Below are 20,373 nucleotides of genomic sequence, written 5' to 3' on the forward strand. Positions count from 1 at the left end.
CGAGAACGTCAAGCTGCTCGGCACGCAGCTGTCGGCCATCGAGAAGGCCGAGGACCGCGACCTGTTCCGCGACCTGATGCGCGAGCTGGAGCAGCCGGTGCCGGAGAGCGTCATCGTCACGACGGTCGAGGAGGCGGTCGACTTCGCGAACTCGATCGGCTATCCGATCATCGTGCGTCCGGCCTACACGCTCGGCGGCACGGGCGGCGGCATCTGCGCCACCGAAGAGGAGCTGCTCGAGACGGTATCGTCCGGCATCCGCTACAGCCCGATCGGCCAGTGCCTGATCGAGAAATCGATCGCCGGCATGAAGGAAGTCGAGTACGAGGTCATGCGCGACGCCAACGACAACTGCATCGTCGTCTGCAACATGGAGAACTTCGATCCGGTCGGCGTGCATACGGGCGATTCCATCGTCGTAGCGCCGAGCCAGACGCTGTCGGACCGCGAGTACCAGATGCTGCGCTCCGCGTCGCTCAAGATCATCCGCGCCCTGAACATCGAGGGCGGCTGCAACGTGCAGTTCGCGCTGGATCCGTTCAGCTTCCAATACTACGTCATCGAGGTCAACCCGCGCGTCAGCCGCTCCTCGGCGCTCGCCTCCAAGGCGACCGGCTATCCGATCGCCAAGATGGCGGCGAAGATCGCCGTCGGCTATACGCTGGACGAGATCGTCAACCCGGTAACGGGACAAACCTACGCCTGCTTCGAGCCGACGCTCGACTACATCGTGTCCAAAATTCCGCGCTGGCCGTTCGACAAGTTCACCGGCGCCAACCGGAAGCTCGGCACGCAGATGAAAGCGACAGGCGAAGTCATGGCGATCGGCCGCACGTTCGAGGAATCGATGCACAAGGCGATCCGCTCGCTTGAGATCGGCGCTCATCGCTTCCACCTGAAGGACGCGGCCGGCTTGTCCGACGAAGTGCTCCGCACCCGCCTGGCCAAACCCGACGACGAGCGCATGTTCCTCATCGCCGAAGCGTTCCGCCGCGGCTGGACGCTCTCCGACATCCAGGACATCACGAAGGTCGACTGGTGGTTCCTCGACAAGATCGAAGGCATCGTCGCCTTCGAGGACGAGCTTCGCCGCGCGCCCGGCCTGACCAAGGAGCTGCTGTACCAGGCGAAGCGCAAGGGCTTCTCCGACCGCTCGATCGCCGAGATCCGCCGCGAGGGCAGCCAGGCGACGATGACGACGGAAGCGGAAATCCGCTCCTTCCGCCACGAGCAGCAGCTGCGCCCGGTATACAAGATGGTCGATACCTGCGCCGCCGAGTTCGAAGCGACGACCCCGTACTACTACTCCACGTACGAGGTGGAGAACGAAGTGCTGGAGACGGACAAGGAGAAGGTGCTCGTGCTCGGCTCCGGCCCGATCCGCATCGGCCAGGGCATCGAGTTCGACTACTCCACCGTGCATGCGGTGTGGGCGATTCAAAAGGCCGGCTATGAAGCCGTCATCATCAACAACAACCCGGAGACGGTATCGACCGACTTCAGCACTTCGGACCGGCTGTATTTCGAGCCGCTGTTCTTCGAGGACGTCATGAACGTCATCGAGCAGGAGAAGCCGATCGGCGTCATCGTGCAGTTCGGCGGCCAGACGGCGATCAACCTGGCGGCTCCGCTGGCTGCGGCCGGCGTCCGGATTCTCGGCTCCAGCCTGGAGAGCATCGATACCGCGGAGGACCGCAAGAAGTTCGAAGCGCTTCTCCGCAGCCTGGACATCGCACAGCCGGAAGGCAGCACGGTGACCAACCTCGAGGAGGCTGTCGTAACGGCTGGCCGCCTCGGCTATCCGGTGCTGGTCCGTCCTTCCTACGTGCTCGGCGGACGCGCGATGGAAATCGTCTACTCCGACGAGGAGCTGGTCGGCTATATGGCGGAAGCGGTGAAGATCAATCCGGAGCATCCGGTGCTGATCGACCGCTACATGCTCGGCAAGGAAGCCGAGGTCGACGCGATCTGCGACGGCGAGACGGTCGTCATTCCCGGCATCATGGAGCATGTGGAGCGCGCAGGCGTCCACTCCGGCGACTCCATCGCGGTCTATCCGCCGCAGTCGCTGTCCGCGGAGATCAAGCAGCAGATCGTCGACATTACGATCTCGATCGCCAAGGCGCTCAAAGTCGTGGGCCTCGTCAACATCCAGTTCGTCATCCATAACGACAAAGCCTATGTCATCGAAGTCAATCCGCGTTCCTCGCGCACGGTTCCGTTCCTCAGCAAGGTGACCAACCTGCCGATGGCGAATCTCGCGACGCGCGCCATTCTCGGCACGAAGCTGGCCGAGCTCGGCCATGTCGACGGCCTCTGGCCGGAGGACAGCTTCGTCTCCGTCAAGGTGCCGGTATTCAGCTTCGCCAAGCTGCGCCGCGTCGACCCGACGCTGACGCCGGAGATGAAGTCGACCGGCGAGGTCATGGGCCGCGACGAGCAGTATGCGAAGGCTCTGTACAAAGGCCTCATCGGCGCGGGCATGAAGATTCCGCTGCAAGGATCGATCATCGCCACCGTCGCCGACAAGGACAAGGAAGAAGCGATCGATCTGCTGAAGGGCTTCTACGCCATCGGCTACAAGATCATCGCGACCGGCGGCACGGCCGAGTCTCTGGAGAAAGCGGGCATCATCGTCGAGCATGTGAACAAGCTGAGCGAGGGATCTCCGAACATCCTCGACCTCATCCGCAGCGGCAAGGCGCAGTTCGTCTTCAATACGCTCACCAAAGGCAAGACGCCGGAGCGCGACGGCTTCCGCATCCGCCGCGAGGCGGTCGAGAACGGCGTCGTCTGCATGACGTCGCTCGATACGGTCCGCGCGCTGCTGAAGATGCTGGAGACGATCAACTTCAGCTCCAATCCGATGCCGGTGCTGCAATAATTCCATGATGCACGGCCAGCCTCGCGGCTTGTCGCCGGAACGCCTCCTGCGGAGGATCCGGCGCCGATTCGCGGAGCATGGCCGTTCTCTATGCCCATAAATTACGTTGAGGAGGAGTACCATGAGCGTACAGACGTTGAGCCGCGAGCAGGCGGCGGGCAAGGTAATGGTCGCGATGGATTATCCGGACGCGGCTTCGGCCGAGAAGCTGCTGGCGGCGCTTGAAGGCATTCCTTGTTATATGAAAGTAGGCATGCAGCTGTTCTATGCGGCGGGTCCGGGCTTCGTCCGCAGCCTGAAGCAGCGGGGGTATAAAGTGTTCCTGGACGTAAAAATGCATGACATTCCGAACACGGTCAAAGGCGGAGCGAAAAGCGTCACCCGCCTCGGGGTCGACATGTTCAACGTCCATGCGGCCGGCGGCCGCGACATGATGGAGGCGGCGATGGACGGAGTGGACGAGGCGCTGGATGCCGACTCCACGCTGGCCCGCCCGACGGTCATCGCCGTGACGCAGCTGACCAGCACGAGCCTGGAGATGCTCAACGACGAGATCGGCATCCTCGGAACGATGGAGGAGGCGGTCAAGCGCTACGCGCTGCTGGCCATCGCTTCCGGCCTCGACGGAGTCGTCGCCTCGCCGCATGAAGTAACGCTGGTCAAGGACTTTTGCGGGCCGACATTCCAGACGGTGGCGCCGGGCATCCGTCCGGCCGGCGCCGATATCGGCGACCAGAGCCGCGTCATGACTCCGTCTGAAGCGCTTCAAGCCGGAACCGATTATATGGTCATCGGACGTCCGATCACGAAGGCCGCAGATCCGCGCGCCGCCATCGAATCCATTATCGAGGAGCTGATCAAGCCATGAGCACGATCCAACTGGAAAGCCTTCCGCGGGAAATCGCCGCCAAGCTGCTGGAGATCGGAGCGGTCGCGCTTCGTCCCGAGGAGCCGTTCACCTGGACATCGGGACTGAAATCCCCGATCTACTGCGACAACCGCCTGACGATGTCCTATCCGGAGATTCGCGAGCTGATCGCCGAGGGCTTCGCCGCTGTCATCCGTCAGAACTACCCCGATGCGGACGCGATCGCAGGCACCGCAACGGCCGGCATCCCGCATGCGGCCTGGGTAGCGCAGAAGCTGAACCTGCCGATGTCCTACATCCGCGACAAGGCCAAGGGGCATGGCAAGCAGAATCTGATCGAAGGCCGGATCGCCGAGGGCCAGAAGGTCGTCGTCATCGAGGACCTGATCTCGACCGGCGGCAGCTCGCTCAAGGCCGCGCAAGCGGTTCGCGAAGCCGGAGCGGAAGTGCTGGCTGTCCTGGCCATCTTCACGTACCAGTTCAAGCAGGCATCCGATGCCTTCGCCGAGGCTTCCGTGCCGCTGGCGACGCTGAGCAGCTATTCGGCGCTCATCGACGTTGCCGCCGAACGCGGCGTCGTGGAGAGCGGGCAGATCGATTCGCTCAAGGCTTGGCGCGAGGACCCGCAAGGGTACGGGAAGTAAGAGCACATTTTGACGCCAACCAATCTGGCCGGCTCCGCGAACAAGCGGGGCCGGCTTTTTTATCCGTCGAGTTAAGCCTAAAGGGCTGGCCCCATCCAACTAAAGTCGGCATAAAAAATCCGAATAAGGAAGACATTCCCAGACGTCTCTGCTAAACTGCGTGAAGGGGGTGGCAGAGCGAAATGAATACCAGAAACCGGCTTCTAGCCGGAATCATCGCGGTCCTGATCGCCGGAAGCTGGATCGGCAACGTCCTTTATTATCGGAGCGGCCAGCTGCGGGAGCCGCTGTTCATGAATCATGAAATCATGACGACCACGCAGGGAAGCATAATCGATCTCTACTATTTGGAGAACAAGAGTACAGGCAAAAAAGTGACGGCCATCCAAATCGAAGCGCTGCCGTCGCTCCGGTTTGAATTGACCGAGTGGCAGAGCTTTTCCCATCAGAAATTCATGCATGCCTTCGGCTATGCCGAAAGCGATCTGCAACCCGGCAAGTATACAGAGGCGACCGTCTATTACAATGAAGGGCCTCCGAAGAAAGTGCCGATCGGCATCATCGAAGTAGAGGATGGGGAGGGAGACGGGAACGGGGCGCTGAATTTCTACTCTTCGGGCGGAGGCAGCGACGGCTCCGGATTCATAAGCGGACGCTTGAGAAGGGATAGCGTGGTTGAGGAGGTCTCGACCAGCATCGGCGACAACTACAAGCCGCTGCTGACCTATGAGCTGAAAGCGACGATGCCGGGCGCAGGCGAGCTCGTTCCGATCCAGCTGCCGGAGCGGGTCCCGCAAGGCGCATCGCTGCGAGTGGACTATCAGTGGCATGAGCAGGACCCGGCCGCCGGAATCCCGACCGTGTTCAGGCCGTGGATGACGATCCGGTCGCAAGCTTCGGACGGAACGGAGCGGATCGATAAGAACCTGATCCAGTTCAATCTGTATCTGACCGAAGCCCAGGTACGCGCCCTCGTTAAAAGGGAGGCGAATCCATGATCGACGCCAGATTGATGGCTCCGCTGCGCCGTCTCGGCTGGGGACTTACGCTCATCTTTATCGATATCCGGTTCGGAACCATTGATATTCTGCCTGACTTCATCGGCTGCCTGATGGCGGCTTCCGCGCTCGGGACTCTCGCTTCGAGCCATAAATCGTTCGGCAAAGCAAGGGCGGCAGCCTATATTCAGGCTCTCTTGTCGCTGCCGGATCTGGTCCTGAAATCGGATACGCTGACTGGCTTCGCTTCGGTACCGCTCGGCATGCATCTGTACGGCCAAGGCTTGACGCTGCTGCATACGCTTATGGCGTATTGGCTGTTCCAGGGCTTTCTGGCGCTGGCGAAGGAAGCCGGAGCTGTCGAGCTTGCGGGAACCATTGCCGGACGCGGCAAGCTCTATCTGGCTTGCAGCGTCCTGCAGCTCTTGGCATACCCGTATCTGCTGAACTTCAACGATCAGGGCTGGATGGTTGCATTCGGCGCTTTTGTCGTCTTTTTGCTCCTGCTGGAACTGCTGCTGCTGCGGATTCCGTTCCGGCTGGCCAAGCTGCCGCCTAGGGAAGAGGAAGAGAAGGGGAGGATCATCGATTGGAAAGCATGAGATCAATAAAACGCTTGATGCGGGGAGAGCCGCTTCCTCTGGAGCTGCTGCTGCTAGCCGATCCCGCACGGGATCTCGTCGAGGAATATGCCGGGCGCGGGGAATGCTGGGTGCTGGAAGATGAAGAAGCGCATGCCGCCATCGGGGTGTACGTCCTGATCCGTACCCGTCCGGCAACGGCTGAGCTCGTGAACGTGGCCGTCTCCGAGTCCCATCAGGGACGCGGCATCGGCAAGAAGCTCGTGCTTCATGCCGTCGAACGCGCTCGTGAGATCGGCATGGCGACGATCGAGGTGGGCACGGGCAGCACGGGCATTGGCCAGATCGCGCTGTACCAGAAATGCGGGTTCCGGATAACCGGGGTGGACCGCAATTTTTTCATCCGGCATTATGAGGAGGAAATCATCGAGAACGGAATGATTCTGCGCGACATGCTCCGGTTTTCGATGGATTTGTAGACCTTATTCGTGTCGAATAATGATTGTTTATATTTCAATAGACATTTCTCCTATCAGCGTCGATAATAGACGGGGAGTTTCTAGAGATAGAGGTACAATCGACCTAAGTTGGGGGATATGAACATGACAAACAAATTCAAACGAACGGCCGGGATATTGCTGGCATCCGCGGCGCTTGCGACCGGGGCAGCAGGCTTAGCGCCGGCAGCCTCGGCAGCGAAAGCTCCCATCAGCGTAACCTTGGACGGAGCTTTGCAGAAATACGATCAGTCGCCGATCCTGCTGGAAGGCTCCACGATGGTGCCTTTGAGAGGCATTTTCGAGGGACTGGGAGCGAAGCTGTCGGTTTCGGGCAAAAAAATTACGGCGGTCAAGGGCCGCAAAACCGTCGTTCTGACAATCGGCGAAAAGACGGCGGTTATCAACGGCCAAAAAGTCACGCTGGCCCAGCGCTCCGTCGTGCTGAAGGGGCGGACGCTCGTTCCTCTGCGCTTCGTCGGCGAAGCGCTTGGAGCGCATGTCAGCTGGAACGCCTCCAAGTCGCTCGTGACGATTACGAGCCAGACGCCGGAGGAGCTTCAGCTCGAGCTGGACGGATACGCCAACGGCTACGTCTTCAAGCAGGATATCGCCGGTCTCAAGGGACTGATGGCGGACGGCTGGAAGATCGCGAAGAGCAAGGCGCCGCTGCTGAACAGCGTCGGATTCCGCAACGAGGAGATGATCCGCTTTTTCCTCGATCAGGGAGCATCGCTCCAGACCGCCGATCTGGACGAGAACGGCCAGAACGTGACGGTGTTCGATGTCGTTTCCTATCCGTACAAATTCACTGCAACGGGTTATGCGGAGACGACGGAAGAGGCCGATCTGGCGACCGTGAAGCTTCTGCTCAGCTATAAGCCGGATATTCCGGCCATCGAAAAAGCTTACGGCTCCGTTCTGTGGCATGCCATCCTTTCCGGCAGAGCCTCTATCGTGACGGAGCTGCTGAAGGCCGGCGCCGGCGTCAAGGCATACGATGCCGGAGACTATTTCCCGCCGCTCATCGCGGCTACGACGGCGGTGGACAAGGACGGCAAGCGCATGCCTTCGATGGTGGAGCTGCTCCTCAAGAGCGGCGCGGATGCCAACGATTGCAACTGCGATGCTTCCCAGGACTACACCCCGCTCGAAAATGCCAGCCGTACGATGTACGACGAGGATGAATACGGGGAGTCCGTAGCTTATGACCCCGATCCGGCCGTCGTGAAGCTGCTGCTGCAGTACGGGGCGGATCCGAAGCGCGACAATTCCCTCTACGAGGCTGTCGGCGCGGGCAGCCTGGAGATCGCCAAGCTACTGCTTGCAGCCGGCGCCGATCCGAACAAAGTCTATCCAAGCGCGGAGGAAACGCCGCTGGAATATGCCAAGGCCATCGAGGATGCGGACATGATCGCTCTGCTCGAGGGAGCCGCCAAGCAAGCGTAAAGCGGCAGCTTTTCGAATTGCCCTTCAAAATGAAAAATGAACTCATCCTTGGATAGTCAGGAGGCTGCGGGCATGGAACTCAACCCTGCCGACAGACTGCAGGAAGCCGTATCCTTGCGAGCAGAGGGCGACGCCGAGAAGGCGCGCCTCCTGCTTGCGAAGCTGGCGGATGCGCATCCGGAGGACGCGCAGATATGGTATCAGCTCGCCTGGACCCATGATTCGCTCGGGCTGGAGAGGGAGGCGGTGCCGCTGTACGAGAAGGCGCTGTCGCTCGGCTTGCCCGAAAAGGATGACATTGGCGCGAGACTCGGCCTCGGCAGCACGCTGAGGACGCTTGGCTCATACGGGGACTCCGAGAAGCTGCTTCGCGAGGCTTTGGCCAAGTACCCGCAGCGGCGGGAATTCAACGTGTTCTTGGCCATGACCCTGCATAATCTAGGCCGCCATGCCGAGGCGATGGAGCTGCTCCTCGTGCAGCTGGCCGAGACGAGCTCCGACGAGGGGATCTCCTCGTACGGACGGGCTTTGAGCTTTTATTCCGACAAGTTGGATCGGGTTTGGAGTTGAAAAAAAGGCTTTACGTTCCGTTTTTTGCCATGTAATATGTACCATCAAACGGAAGGGTTTCTAGGGATCCGGGAAGCGGGCCGCCATGCGCCGCCCTCTCTTCGTCCGAACCGAGCGAAACCGCCGCGGCGCGATAGGCCGTGTACACCGTAGGGATAAAAGACCTTCGGAAAGTTCCGCCTGCTTGGTCAGGCCGGCTTTTCGAAGGTCTTTTTTTTTGCTATCCATACCCGGACTGAAGGCCTGATTCCAGCGGAAATCATAGACAGAAGGGGGCGTCGGACATGAAGGTGCTTGAGACTAAAGGGCTGAAAAAAACGTTCATGGTCAAGCGCAAGCAGCCTGGACTCGGGGGAAGCTTCCGCTCGCTGTGGAAGCCGGAGTGGGGAGAGAAGGAAGCGGTGAAAGGAATCGATCTTGCGGTAGAGGAAGGAGAGACGATCGCGTTCCTCGGTCCGAACGGCGCAGGCAAATCCACGACGATCAAGATGCTCACCGGCATTCTGCATCCGACCTCGGGGGAGGCGAAGGTGCTTGGCTATACGCCCTGGCAGGAGCGCGGACGGCTGGCTTATCTCATCGGCACCGTATTCGGGCAGAAATCACAGCTGTGGTACCACCTGCCGCCGAGCGATACGTTTGAGCTGATGAGCCGCATCTACGAGCTGGACCGGGACGTCTACCTGAGACGGAAGGCTTCGCTCATCGAACGCTTCGATCTCGGTCCGTACCTGAACGTGCCGGTTCGGAAGCTGTCGCTCGGAGAGAGGATGCGCTGCGAGATCGCGGCCTCCTTCCTGCATGGACCGCGGCTGCTGTTCCTCGACGAGCCGACGATCGGGCTCGACGTCATCATCAAGGAGCGGATCCGCGAGCTCATCGCGGAGCTGAATCGGGAGGAAGGGACGACGGTCTTCCTGACCTCGCATGATGCGGGGGACATCGAGAAGCTGTGCCGCCGAGCGGTCGTCATCCATCACGGCGGCATCATGGTCGACGGGCCGGTGGAGGGGCTGAAGCGGGACATTCTGAGGTACAAGACCGTGACGGTCAGGCTGGCGGGGGAGGGGCGAGGCTCCGGAGCCGCGGTCCAAGGCTTGGCCGGGACGGAGCTGCTGGAGGCGGAGGAAGGCGTCCTGAAGCTTTCGGTCGATCTGACGAGCACCGACATCGAAACGGTGCTGTCCCGGCTCATGGGAAGCATCCGCATCGCGGATGTGACGATCGAGGACCCGCCGATGGAAGAGGTCATCAAGACGCTATTCTCCAGAAGCCGCGATCATGAATCGGCGGCCGGTGGTTCATTTGGCGGGGAAGGAGGGGGGCTGCCATGAAAACGGAAGTCCAGAATCTCGAAGGAACAGCACGAGGATACGATCCGCTCGGCGATCGCGGATGGGGACGGAGGAGGTACTCATCGCCAAAGGAAGCGGCGGTGCTGAAAGGGCGCAAATACGCCGCCGTCGGCACCATCACCTTCAAGCAGCAGACGGCGTACATGGCGGATTTTCTCATCCGCTCCGTCTTTCTCCTGCTGATCCTGTTCATCTTCATGCAGCTGTGGAGCGCCGCCTACAGCGGGCAGGGGGGAGCAGAGGCGAGCATCGGAGGCTTCGTCCTGAGGGACATCATCTGGTATCTCGTCCTGACGGAGGCGTTCACGATGGCCTGTCCCCAGCAATGCACGAGAATCGAGGAGGAGGTCAAAAGCGGAGGCGTCGCCGTCCGCCTGCTGACGCCGATATCCTATGTCGGTTATCAATATTTCTCCTATATGGGCGAGGCGCTGCTCCGCTTCGGCGTCAATCTCGCCGCAGGCATGCTGATCGGCTGGCTGATGGTCGGACCGCCGGATTTCGGCTTCGGCTGGGCGGGCATGGCGGCGCTCGGCCTCGGCTCCTTCACGATTGCTTACCTGCTCAACATGTCCATCGCGCTGTGCGCTTTCTGGGTCGAGGAGACCCGCGGCCTGGAGTTCGTCCTGCAGAAGCTGCAGTTCACGGTCGGCGGCATGCTCATTCCGCTCGATCTCATGCCGCACTGGCTGCAGCAGATCTGCGCATGGCTGCCGTTCCAGGCAGTGCTGTACTTCCCGGCGAAGACGGCCGTGGGCGGAACGGGCGCCTTGGGGGCATTTCTCGGCATCCAGATGATCTGGATCGTACTGCTCGGCGCGCTGGTCGCCTGGATCTACTCGAGGGGAGTGAGAAGGCTGAATGTCAACGGAGGCTAGAAAAGGAAGCTTGCGAAAGGGAACGCTGCCGTTCCTGCTTACCTGCTGGAAGCTCAATCTGGCGGGGGCGATGGAATTCCGGCTCAGCTTTTTCATGACGGCCGGCATGATGTTCCTGAACAATGTCATCTGGATCGTGTTCTGGGGGATTTTCTTCAGCCGCTTTCCGTCGGTCAACGGCTGGGAGCTGAGCGATGTCATGATGATGTGGGCCGTCGGCACGGGCGGCTTCGGCTGGGCGAGCATGCTGTTCGGCAATTTCAACCGCATCGCCTTCATCACCTCAAGGGGAGAGCTTGATGTGTATTTGACCCAGCCGAAGCCGGTGCTGCTCAATGTGCTGGCAAGCCGCATGTCCCTTACGGCCATCGGCGATTTTTTGTTCGGCTGGGCGATTTACGCGTACGCAGGCGATCATTCTCTCGGGGGCCTGCTGCGCTACCTGCTTGCCTTGCTGCTGGCCGGCCTGATCTTTCTGTTCTTCAATGTCGCGGCGGGCTCGCTCGCGTTCTTCATCGGCAACGCGGAGGGAATCGCGTTCCAGCTGTTCAACGGCCATCTGGCCTTTACGACGTATCCGACGGATATTTTCAAAGGGGCGGTGCGGCTCATCCTGTTCACGGTCATCCCGGCGGGTTTCATCAGCTACATGCCGATCGGGCTGCTGCGGGGCTGGCAGGGAGATTATCTGCTGCTCGCGACCGGTGCCGCGGCGCTGCTCGCCGCCGGCTCCATCGGCTTCTTCTACTGGGGGCTGAGGAGGTACAGTTCGGGCAATATGATGACGATGCGAAGCTGACGGGCTGGAGGCGCCGACGAGGCGTTGGATGCACGGCAAAAAAGCCTTCAGCCGCGGCTCGACTCCAGGTGAAACCGAATGCGGCAGGAGAGCCGGGCTGAAAGGGTTCCATTGTTTGGCTGACTGCGCATGTCTCGCCTGAAGCCGGATCGAGGCCGCCTTCAACCGGAGGGCGGCGCGCGGATGGCCCTTTATCCGGAACGGCCGCTATTCGTTGGCCGGCTACAGCCAGCCGGCGTAAAACCGCTCGTAGCCGTCTCTCATGACCTTATCCGAGAAGCGCTCGAAGGCATAGCCGCGGTTGTCGGATGAAACCTTGAGCGGGGATGCGGCCGCCATGTTCAGCAGCTCGAACCAGTTGCGCTCGTTGCCGGCGAACGTGTGCGTGGAGGAAATATGGCCGTAGCAGGGATGATCCGGCTTCACGACCAGCTTGCCCATCGCCATCGCTTCCGCCAGCGGCATGGAGAACGTATCGAAGACGCTGGAGCTCCAATATACTTTGGACGAGTTCATCAGCCCGAAGATGTCTTGTCGCGTCAGCGCGAAGTGCAGCGTGACATTGGAAGGGATGTCGTAGCGCTTCATGCTTTCCCGGTAGCGCTGCCCGCCCATGACCATGACGACATCCTTGTCCGGATTGCGCCGGGCATATTCGATCGGCAGCTCCGGCCTGCGGTTGGGCTCGTCCCGGCCGATCCAGAGGATGCGGTTGCCGATGACGGCATCCGGATCATAATGCTTGCGGGCGAGATCGCCCTCGAAGCCGATCGGGATGACGTCCACGTCGGTGACGCCGTAGTCGGTCTTGAACAGTCCCTTGAGATAGTCCGTATGGACGACGGCCTTGTCCACGATGGAATAGAAGGGCTTCATCATCTCGTACCCGGTCAAGTCCGGATGCGGGTAGGAATGCGGGAAGAGAACGCATTTGTCTATGAACATCTTGAGGAACGTGAAGCCCGATACGGTATAGATGACCCGGTCGATCTTCTCCCGTTCCAGCTGCTCCAGCACGAGATCGTAATTGACGAGATCGCCCTTTTCGTATTCGTAGCCGGGAGCCTGGTCGTAATCGCTGACATGGCGCTCCGGCATGATATAGACGATTTCCACGCCCAGCTCACGGCTGAGCTCCTTCAGCCTTTCGGCGTAAATCCGCGGCCCTTGCGCCTCGGCGAACTGGATTTTTCTCATCACTAGCCCTACTTTGATCATTGGAAACCCTCCTGAATGTGTGCATCCTGCTGTCATTATAGAGCACTTTGGGAGAGAGGTTAAGCCGCCAAGCGCATTCCTGCCGAGGGGAGATCGAGTTTCTATGAATAGAGCCGTCAAATGGATGCAAACATTCTATGACCGCGATAACCGGACTAAGCTGAAAGTCTACCGGGACAAAGCGGAGCTCATCGGAAAACGGAATTTGAAAGCATGGGACGATCGACAGCTTCAGGCGGAATCCGTCCGGCTGCAAAAAGAAGCCAAGTCCGGCACGCCTTTGGACGAGCTGCTAGTCGATGCCTATGCGCTGGTCTGCGAGGCCGCGAAGAGAAAGCTGGGATTGCAGCCTTACGATGTCCAGATCATGGCTGCCATCGCCCTGCACGAGAGGTTTTTGATCGAGCAGCATACCGGCGAAGGGAAAACGCTCTCTGCGGTCATGCCTGCTTACCTGAACGCGCTGACCGGGAAAGGCGTTCATGTGCTGACGTTCAACGATTATTTGGCCCATCGGGATGCGGAGTGGATGGGTCCGGTCTATCGTTTCCTGGGGCTGACGGTCAGCTCGGTTCAAGCGGGCATGAGCCTGTCCGGGAAGCGGGAAGCGTACGCCAACGATATAACCTACGTTACGGCCAAAGAGGCGGGATTCGATTATTTGCGAGACACGATCGCGCTGAACGAAGCCGATATCGTGCATCGTCCGTTCCACTGCGTCATCGTCGACGAAGCGGATTCGCTGCTTCTCGATGAAGCGCGGGTGCCGTTGGTCATCGCCGGCGAGGCCGGCTCTTCCAGCAATGACGGCATCCGTTTCGCAGAGGCGGCCCGGCAGCTGCAGCAAGTCGAGCATTACGACTTCGACGAGTTCAAGCGGAACGTTTATTTGAATGAAGCCGGCTCGGCGAAAGCGGAGTCGCTGCTGGGCTGCGGCAATTTGTACACAAGCCAAAACAGTCATTTGCTGACGTCATTAAACTGCGCGCTGCATGTGGAATTGTTATTGAAGAAGGACGTCGATTACATCGTCCGGGACGGGGAAATCGAGCTGATCGACGAATATACCGGCCGCGTGGCGGAGAACAGGCATTTGCCGGATGGGCTGCAAGCCGCGCTTGCGGCCAAAGAAGGGCTGCAGTCGAAAGGCGGCGGGGAAGTTCTCGGGACGATTACCCTTCAGCACTTCCTCAGCCTGTATCCGAAAATTTGCGGAATGACGGCTACCGCGCACGCTTCCGCAACGGAATTCGAAGAAATCTATGCGCTGCAGGTTGTGCAAATACCGCCGCACCGGCCAAACATTCGGATTGACCATCCGTTCCGGATCCATACCCATAAAGAAGCCAAACTCAAGGCGCTTGTACACGAAATCTCATCCGTCCATGCGACGGGACGCCCCATTCTCATTGGGACGTCAAGCGTCGAGGAGTCTGACAGGCTGGCGGAGGCGCTGGCGGCTGCCGACGTAACCTGCCACGTTCTGAATGCGAAAAATGACGCAAAAGAAGCCGAGATCATCGCCAAAGCGGGAGAAATCGGCGCCGTGACGGTATCGACGAATATGGCGGGACGCGGCGTCGACATCCGGCTCGGCGGCGGCAGCCCCGCGCAAGCCGAGGTTGTCGCCAAGCTGGGCGGACTGTACGTCATCGGCACGCATGTGAACGAAAGCGTGCGGATCGACGACCAGCTGCGCGGTCGCTCTGGCCGCCAGGGCGACCCGGGAGCTTCCGTATTTTTCGCAAGCCTGGAGGACGAGCTGCTGCTGCGGTTCGGCATCGATAAAGCGTATCGCAATCTCAGGCAGGATGAGGCTATCGACAAGCCGGTGCTCCGCAGCAAAATCGCGCATATTCAGCGCGTTGTTATGGGCCAGAACTTCCATATCCGCCAGGAACTGAACTGTTATTCGGATATGGTGGAGGAACAGAGGCGCATTCTATACGAGGAGCGGCTCGGAATTTTGAAAGGCGAGACGCCGATGAGCCCTTCGGAGCAGCGGGTACGGCTGTTTTATATCGACAAGTTCTGGGCTGACCATCTGGCTTACGTTTCTTACCTTCGCGAAGGCATCCATTTGGAGAGCCTTGCCGAGCGCAATCCAATCGCCGAATTTCATGCGCAAATCATCCAAGCCTACGAGCAAATTCCAGCTGAGATAGATCGAGAGTCGGCGAATATGCTCCTAAGGCTCGGGGGGGCGAACGATCCGGCAAAGTGGGAACAGTTCGGGCTGAAGAGCCCCGCTTCCACTCGGACTTATATTATCAACGACCAATACATTCAGAACAATCGCAGCTCATGGACAGCAGAAACAATAATGGCTTATTATATTCGCAAGATAATGAAGCCGGTATTGGACCGGGCATTCGCCGCGCTGAACAAAGGCTGACGGCGTTGTCCCCGCGACCAAGCCGGCGAATCGCCGGGCTTGCGGTTTCGCGAGCTGGATGGGCTGCTGCTGCAGGAGATCAATCCGGTCCAGCTCCCGGTGTTCCAGGATCTGCTTGCGGGGAGCAAGCGGCACCCTGAGAAGCTGGCCTTTCGAATCGACTCCAATGGATGACGATGATAGGGAGACGGCCAGCCGAAGCATGCGGGTTGCAATTTCCGTTGTTTTTTCCGATTGGATTCGCTGTGCTAGAATAAGAGGATCAGAGAATTACAGCGTTGTCAGGAGGAGAACAGTTATGGTCAGAATCGGAATCATCGGATCCAATTTCATTACAGAGACATTCATCGATGCGGCGAGGCGGGTGCCGGAGGCGGTCGTGGCGGCCCATTATTCCCGCTCCGCGGAGCGGGGCAAGGAATTCGCCGACAAGCATGATATTGCGCTGCGCTTCACCGAGCTGCAAGAGATGGCGGACAGCGACGCCATCGACGCGGTCTACATCGCCAGTCCGAATTCCCTCCATGCGCCGCAGGCGATCTACTTCATGCAGCGGGGCAAGCATGTGCTTTGCGAGAAGCCGATCGCGTCCAACGCGCGCGAGCTGCGGGAGATGATCGCCGCGGCCAAAGAGAACGGCGTGCTCCTGATGGAAGCGATGAAGTCGACCTTCGTGCCGAACTTCTCCGCGATCCGGGACAATCTCCCGAAGCTCGGCAGGATCCGGAACTACTTCGCCTCCTTCTGCCAGTACTCGTCCCGGTACGACCGCTACAAGGCGGGCGAGGTGCTGAACGCCTTCAAGCCGGAGCTGTCGAACGGCTCGCTCATGGATATCGGCACCTACTGCATCTATCCTCTCGTCGCTCTGTTCGGCAAGCCTTTGTCGGTGCAGGCAAGCGCCGTCATGCTGGATTCCGGGGTGGACGGCAAAGGCACGCTGACGCTTTCCTACGAAGGAATGGATGCCGTGCTCGTCCATTCGAAAATATCGGATTCCTCGCTCCCGGCGGAAATCCAGGGCGAAGACGGCGTCATGCTCGTCACCCGCATCAGCCAGCCGGACAGCGTCGTCATCCGCTACCGCGACGGCCGTCCCGAAGAGGATGTGACCCGGCCTCAGTCCGACAACACGATGCAGTACGAGATCGAGGAATTCACGCGCCTGATCCTTGGCGGCAAGCTGGAATCGGGCATCAATACGTTCGACAACTCTCTGGCGGTGCTGGAAATCATGGATGAAGCCAGGCGGCAGATCGGCCTGGAGTACCCCGCCGACAGGCGCGACGGAAGCATCGCTTGACGAATGGCGGCATGGATTTTTTTATGAAACCAATTGCGCTTGAATAAGGAAGGGGCTGTTCCGAGTCATATCCATGGCTTGGGACAGCCTCTTTTTCCGTCCATCCGCAATGAGGCCGGATGCTCCGCCCACTAGCCCTGAATGTCGAAATTTGACCGAAAAACAGGCCGCCAGCAGCAAGCGGCATCACTTGACACCGGTACGATGGAACTCTTTTGCAAAAAAAATCGGTGAAAACCAAATTAAGGTGTAACCTTTAAGCATTTCCAATCGTCAGAACGAAAATGAGAAAGATGAGAAAAGGGAGAGGGTCTATGGTTTGGAAATTGAAACGCCCGGGGGAACAGCTGCCGGCAGAGACGGGCCAAGACGCCGCCGCCGAAGCTGCGGGCGAGGAGCTTCGCCAGACGCAAGGCCGGGCAGAGCCGATCCTGCAGGTCATCGGCGTGCATCGCTCGTTCCATTCCTCGGGCGCCGACGTGCATGTGCTGAAGGGAATCGACATGAAGGTCGATCCGCTGCAGCTTGTCATGCTCAAAGGCCGGTCCGGCTCCGGCAAGACGACGCTGCTCAATCTGATCGGAGGTCTGGACACTCCTTCCCAAGGGAAGATATGGTTCGACGGTCTGCCCTTCCATGAGCTTGGAGACGATCGCCGGACCGTGGCGCGCAGAGAGCGAATGGGATTCATCTTCCAGGCGTTCGCCCTCATGCCGCTTCTTTCCGCCTGGGAAAATGTGGAGCTGTCGCTCCGGATGGCGGGAACGCCGCGCGGCGAGTGGAAAGAGCGGGTCGCGCACTGCCTGGAGCTGGTCGGGCTCGAGAAGCGGATGAAGCATCGTCCCTTCGAGATGTCCGGAGGCGAGCAGCAGCGGGTCGCCATCGCCAAGGCCATCGCCCATCGGCCGAGGCTGCTGCTGGCCGACGAGCCGACGGCGGAGCTGGATTCCCAGATGTCCGCCCAGATCATGAATGTATTCCGCACGATCATCAAATCCGAGCAGGTCACGATATGCATGACCACTCACGATCCTACGATTTTGGAGGTTGCCGATCATGTTTACGAAATGGTGGACGGTACGTTCATCTAAAAGCGCCGCGGCCGTGCTGCTGGGCTGTTCGCTGATTATGTCCGGGGGCTGCTCGCTGCTGCCCGCCGAGCAGTCGGAGGAGGTGCTCCCGTCGATCGCGCCGCCCCAGATCTCCAAGAAGCCCGAGTACGAGGTGACGACCGAAACGCTGACGACGACGGTGGACACGACGGGCAAATTGATTTCTTTGCGCGAGGAAACGCTCTATTACACGCTGGACGGCAAGCGGTTGAAGGACTTATACATAAAAGCAGGCCAGAAGGTCAAAGCGGGCGATCCCATCGCTTCGCTGGATGTGGAGGATCTGCAGAAGCAGGTGCGCGACCAGAAGCTTCAGTTCCGCAAGGACGAGGTGGGCATGAAGGAGACGCTCCGCAAGAAGGACGAGATGCCTCCCGTCGATTTCGAAGCGGCCGTCATCGCCTTCGAGGAGAAGAAGCAGGCGATAGCCGATCTGGAGCAGCAGATCGCCAAGGCGACGCTGACCGCGCCGTTCTCCGGCACGATCGTGCAGCTGACGCTGCAGAAGGGCGATGCCGTCAAAGCCTACGATCCCGTCTGCGTCATAGCGGACACCTCCCAGCTGGTTCCCGGCATTCAGCTCGATTCCAGCGATCTCGAGAAGGTGTCGGTCGGCATGAAGGCCGTCGTGGATATCAACAACGCCGGCACGATCAACGGCAAGGTCAAGACGCTCCCCGTCAAAGCCGCCGATGACGAATCGGGCGGAAACAACGGCAGCGGAAGCGGCAACGGCGGCGGCACCGGAACGAAGCCGGAGCGCCCCGAGGATTTCCTGACGGTACAGCTGGACAAAATGCCTGCCGGAGTTACCCGGGGCACGAGGCTTTCGGTCAGCATCATCGTGAAGAGCAAGCCGAACGCCGTCGTCATTCCGCCTTCCGCGCTCCGGAGCATCGGCTCGCGGACCTATGTGCAGGTTGCCGAAGGCGAGACGAAGCGGGAGGTGGATGTCGAGGTAGGCGAGCGCACCGCAACGGCGATTGAAATCCTCAAGGGCCTCGAGCCCGGGATGAAAGTGGTGGGCAAGTAAGGTGATGCTCATTCGATTCCTGTTCCGCAAAATGTGGAACACGCGCTGGCTGACGCTCAGTTCCCTGGCGGGCCTCGTGCTCGCCGTCGCGTTCGCGGTCAGCATACCCATGTATGCGGACGGCGCGCTGAAGCGCGTCGTCACCCAGTCGCTTCAGGAGAAGAGCGAGGGCCTTCCGGCCGGTTCCCTGCTGATGCGCTATTCCGCCTCGGGCGGTCCTACCGATCTCGGCTCGCTGAAGAACGTGGACGCCTATATCCGCGGGGAAGTCCCGGACATGATCGGCTTCCCGGTCGAGACCGCGGTGAAGAACTACGCGATCCGCAGCGCCGCGATCACGCCCGAGGATCCGACCAAGGTCGACGCCAGCATCATGAGGCAGTTCTCCCTGCAATCGCTGTCCGGCCTCGAGGCCCAAGCCGACCTGGCGCAGGGCCGCTGGTTCGCGGGAGGCAAAGGAGACGGCAGGACGGTAGAAGCCGTCGTTCTCGACGATGCCTTGTACCGGGCGGATATGCACGTGGGAGACGCATTCGATTATCCCGTCTACGCGAACGGCTCCAACCAATCGATCCGCGTCGTCGTCGTCGGCACCTTCAAGCCGAAGAAAAGCAGCGATCCGTACTGGTATCAAGGGCTCGAAGGGCTCATGAGCACCTTCCTGATCAGCGATGCCGCCATGGAGGATTCCCTCCTGACGGGGAACAAGATTCCGGTGCACAGCAGCAGCTGGTACTACTCGTTCGATCTCCGCAACATCCGCACGAGCGAGCTGTCTCCGCTCAGCCAGACGCTGGAGAGGCTCAACATCGACCTGTACCAGAAGCTTACCGACACGAAGGTCGAAATCAGCTTCGCTACGACCTTGCAGGAATTCCGCAAGATGAGCGTGCAGCTGCAGACGCTGCTGTTCACGCTGGCGGCGCCGATGATCGCGATGGTGTTCTACTTCATCGCCATGAACGCCCGCCAGGCGCTCGACAAGCAGCGCAGCGACATCGCGGTACTCCGCAGCCGCGGAGCCGGAACGAGGCAGATTGTCTGGCTGTACTTGCTGGAGAGCCTGCTGCTCGGAGGCGCGGCGCTCGTGCTCGGACCGATGCTCGGCTGGTTCATGGCCAAGAGCATCGGCTCGGCGAACGGCTTCCTGCAATTCGTCGACCGCAAGTCGATTCCGGTCGGCTTCACCACCGACGCCATCATCGCGGGATGCGCAGCGGTGCTGCTGGCCATGCTGGCGACGGTCATCCCGGCGGTCATCTACGCCCGCGCTTCGATCGTCGGCTACAAGCAGCAGCTGGCCCGCTCGGACCGGGCGCCCGTATGGCAGCGATGGTTTCTCGACATCCTGCTGCTCGGAGCGACCGGCTACGGATGGTATCTGTTCAACCAGCGGCAGATGCTGACGTTCCAGACCGGCATGACGACGGATCAGCTCAACGTGCAGCCGTTCCTGTTCTTCGTGCCGGCGCTGGCGATTTTTTCGCTCGGACTGTTCTTCCTGCGGCTGTTCCCGTGGCTGCTGCGCCTGTTCAACTGGCTCGGCCGCAAGCTGCTGCCGGTTCCGCTGTACTTGACGCTGACGCAGCTGTCGCGCTCGTCCAAAGGTTATTACCCGCTTATGATTCTGCTTATCCTTACCTTGGGGCTGGGCGTGTACAACGCCTCCGCGGCCCGGACGATCGATCTCAACTCCACGGAACGGACGCTGTACCAATACGGCACCGACGTGGTCATGCAGACGGTATGGCCGGGATCGCCCGAGCTTCCTCCGACGCAGGGAGGCGGA

General features: G+C 60.1%; 18 protein-coding genes. 17 read left to right on the forward strand and 1 reads right to left on the reverse strand.

Annotated features, from left to right (window positions below; genetic code table 11):
* The 11 genes from carB to BN871_RS25005 all read left to right on the forward strand — a co-directional run.
* Positions 1-2,884 (forward strand): carbamoyl-phosphate synthase large subunit (gene carB / locus BN871_RS24955; protein WP_048749756.1); only part of this gene is annotated, 2,884 nt, incomplete at its 5' end.
* Positions 2,885-3,005: 121 nt separating this feature from the next.
* Entirely contained in the window at positions 3,006-3,752 is a 747-nt protein-coding gene (pyrF, locus tag BN871_RS24960; RefSeq protein WP_048749757.1) for an orotidine-5'-phosphate decarboxylase, read from the forward strand.
* Positions 3,749-4,396 (forward strand): orotate phosphoribosyltransferase, encoded by a 648-nt coding sequence (gene pyrE, locus BN871_RS24965; RefSeq protein ID WP_048749759.1) that lies wholly within the window; start codon positions 3,749-3,751, stop codon positions 4,394-4,396. The genes pyrF and pyrE overlap by 4 nt, the downstream gene beginning before the upstream one ends.
* Before the next feature lie 182 nt (positions 4,397-4,578).
* Positions 4,579-5,394, forward strand: coding sequence for a hypothetical protein (locus tag BN871_RS24970; protein ID WP_021877034.1), 816 nt, complete (start codon positions 4,579-4,581; stop codon positions 5,392-5,394).
* Positions 5,391-5,996 carry a hypothetical protein gene (locus tag BN871_RS24975; protein WP_021877035.1) on the forward strand — a complete coding sequence of 202 codons (606 nt, stop codon included), beginning with the start codon at positions 5,391-5,393 and terminating at the stop codon, positions 5,994-5,996. The genes BN871_RS24970 and BN871_RS24975 overlap by 4 nt, the downstream gene beginning before the upstream one ends.
* Complete coding sequence (locus BN871_RS24980; RefSeq protein WP_048749771.1) at positions 5,993-6,454, forward strand: GNAT family N-acetyltransferase; 462 nt, start codon at positions 5,993-5,995, stop codon at positions 6,452-6,454. Before BN871_RS24975 ends, BN871_RS24980 begins: the two co-directional genes overlap by 4 nt.
* A 123-nt stretch (positions 6,455-6,577) precedes the next feature.
* Complete coding sequence (locus BN871_RS24985) at positions 6,578-7,921, forward strand: stalk domain-containing protein (protein ID WP_048749760.1); 1,344 nt, start codon at positions 6,578-6,580, stop codon at positions 7,919-7,921.
* Positions 7,922-7,993: 72 nt separating this feature from the next.
* Entirely contained in the window at positions 7,994-8,491 is a 498-nt protein-coding gene (locus tag BN871_RS24990; RefSeq protein ID WP_048749762.1) for a tetratricopeptide repeat protein, read from the forward strand.
* A gap of 284 nt (positions 8,492-8,775) precedes the next feature.
* Positions 8,776-9,825 carry an ATP-binding cassette domain-containing protein gene (locus BN871_RS24995; RefSeq protein ID WP_021877040.1) on the forward strand — a complete coding sequence of 350 codons (1,050 nt, stop codon included), beginning with the start codon at positions 8,776-8,778 and terminating at the stop codon, positions 9,823-9,825.
* The gene (locus BN871_RS25000) at positions 9,822-10,724 is read left to right on the forward strand and encodes an ABC-2 family transporter protein (RefSeq protein WP_083436650.1); all 903 of its coding nucleotides are present in this window, start codon (positions 9,822-9,824) and stop codon (positions 10,722-10,724) included. Before BN871_RS24995 ends, BN871_RS25000 begins: the two co-directional genes overlap by 4 nt.
* A gap of 10 nt (positions 10,725-10,734) precedes the next feature.
* Positions 10,735-11,523 (forward strand): ABC transporter permease, encoded by a 789-nt coding sequence (locus tag BN871_RS25005; protein WP_232313346.1) that lies wholly within the window; start codon positions 10,735-10,737, stop codon positions 11,521-11,523.
* A gap of 222 nt (positions 11,524-11,745) precedes the next feature.
* Here the strand turns inward: BN871_RS25005 and BN871_RS25010 are convergent, their stop codons facing one another.
* Positions 11,746-12,741, reverse strand: coding sequence for a glycosyltransferase (locus BN871_RS25010; RefSeq protein WP_048749764.1), 996 nt, complete (start codon positions 12,739-12,741; stop codon positions 11,746-11,748).
* A 103-nt stretch (positions 12,742-12,844) separates the two neighbouring features.
* Here BN871_RS25010 and BN871_RS25015 point away from each other — a divergent pair, with 103 nt between their 5' ends.
* The 6 genes from BN871_RS25015 to BN871_RS25035 form a co-directional block, all read left to right on the forward strand.
* Positions 12,845-15,136: a preprotein translocase subunit SecA gene (locus BN871_RS25015; RefSeq protein WP_048749766.1), complete on the forward strand. Its 2,292-nt coding sequence runs from the start codon at positions 12,845-12,847 to the stop codon at positions 15,134-15,136.
* Positions 15,137-15,175: 39 nt separating this feature from the next.
* Entirely contained in the window at positions 15,176-15,310 is a 135-nt protein-coding gene (locus BN871_RS29800) for a hypothetical protein (protein WP_269745458.1), read from the forward strand.
* A 124-nt stretch (positions 15,311-15,434) separates the two neighbouring features.
* Positions 15,435-16,439, forward strand: a complete 1,005-nt coding sequence (locus BN871_RS25020) for a Gfo/Idh/MocA family protein (RefSeq protein WP_048749767.1) — start codon at positions 15,435-15,437, stop codon at positions 16,437-16,439.
* 314 nt (positions 16,440-16,753) lie between these two features.
* Entirely contained in the window at positions 16,754-17,530 is a 777-nt protein-coding gene (locus tag BN871_RS25025; RefSeq protein ID WP_083436651.1) for an ABC transporter ATP-binding protein, read from the forward strand.
* Positions 17,496-18,584 carry an efflux RND transporter periplasmic adaptor subunit gene (locus tag BN871_RS25030; RefSeq protein ID WP_048749769.1) on the forward strand — a complete coding sequence of 363 codons (1,089 nt, stop codon included), beginning with the start codon at positions 17,496-17,498 and terminating at the stop codon, positions 18,582-18,584. Before BN871_RS25025 ends, BN871_RS25030 begins: the two co-directional genes overlap by 35 nt.
* Before the next feature lie 4 nt (positions 18,585-18,588).
* A partial coding sequence (locus BN871_RS25035) for an FtsX-like permease family protein (protein ID WP_048749777.1) occupies positions 18,589-20,373 on the forward strand: 1,785 nt, incomplete at its 3' end.

Source organism: Paenibacillus sp. P22, from assembly GCF_000469945.2.
Lineage (GTDB): Bacteria > Bacillota > Bacilli > Paenibacillales > Paenibacillaceae > Paenibacillus_O > Paenibacillus_O humicus.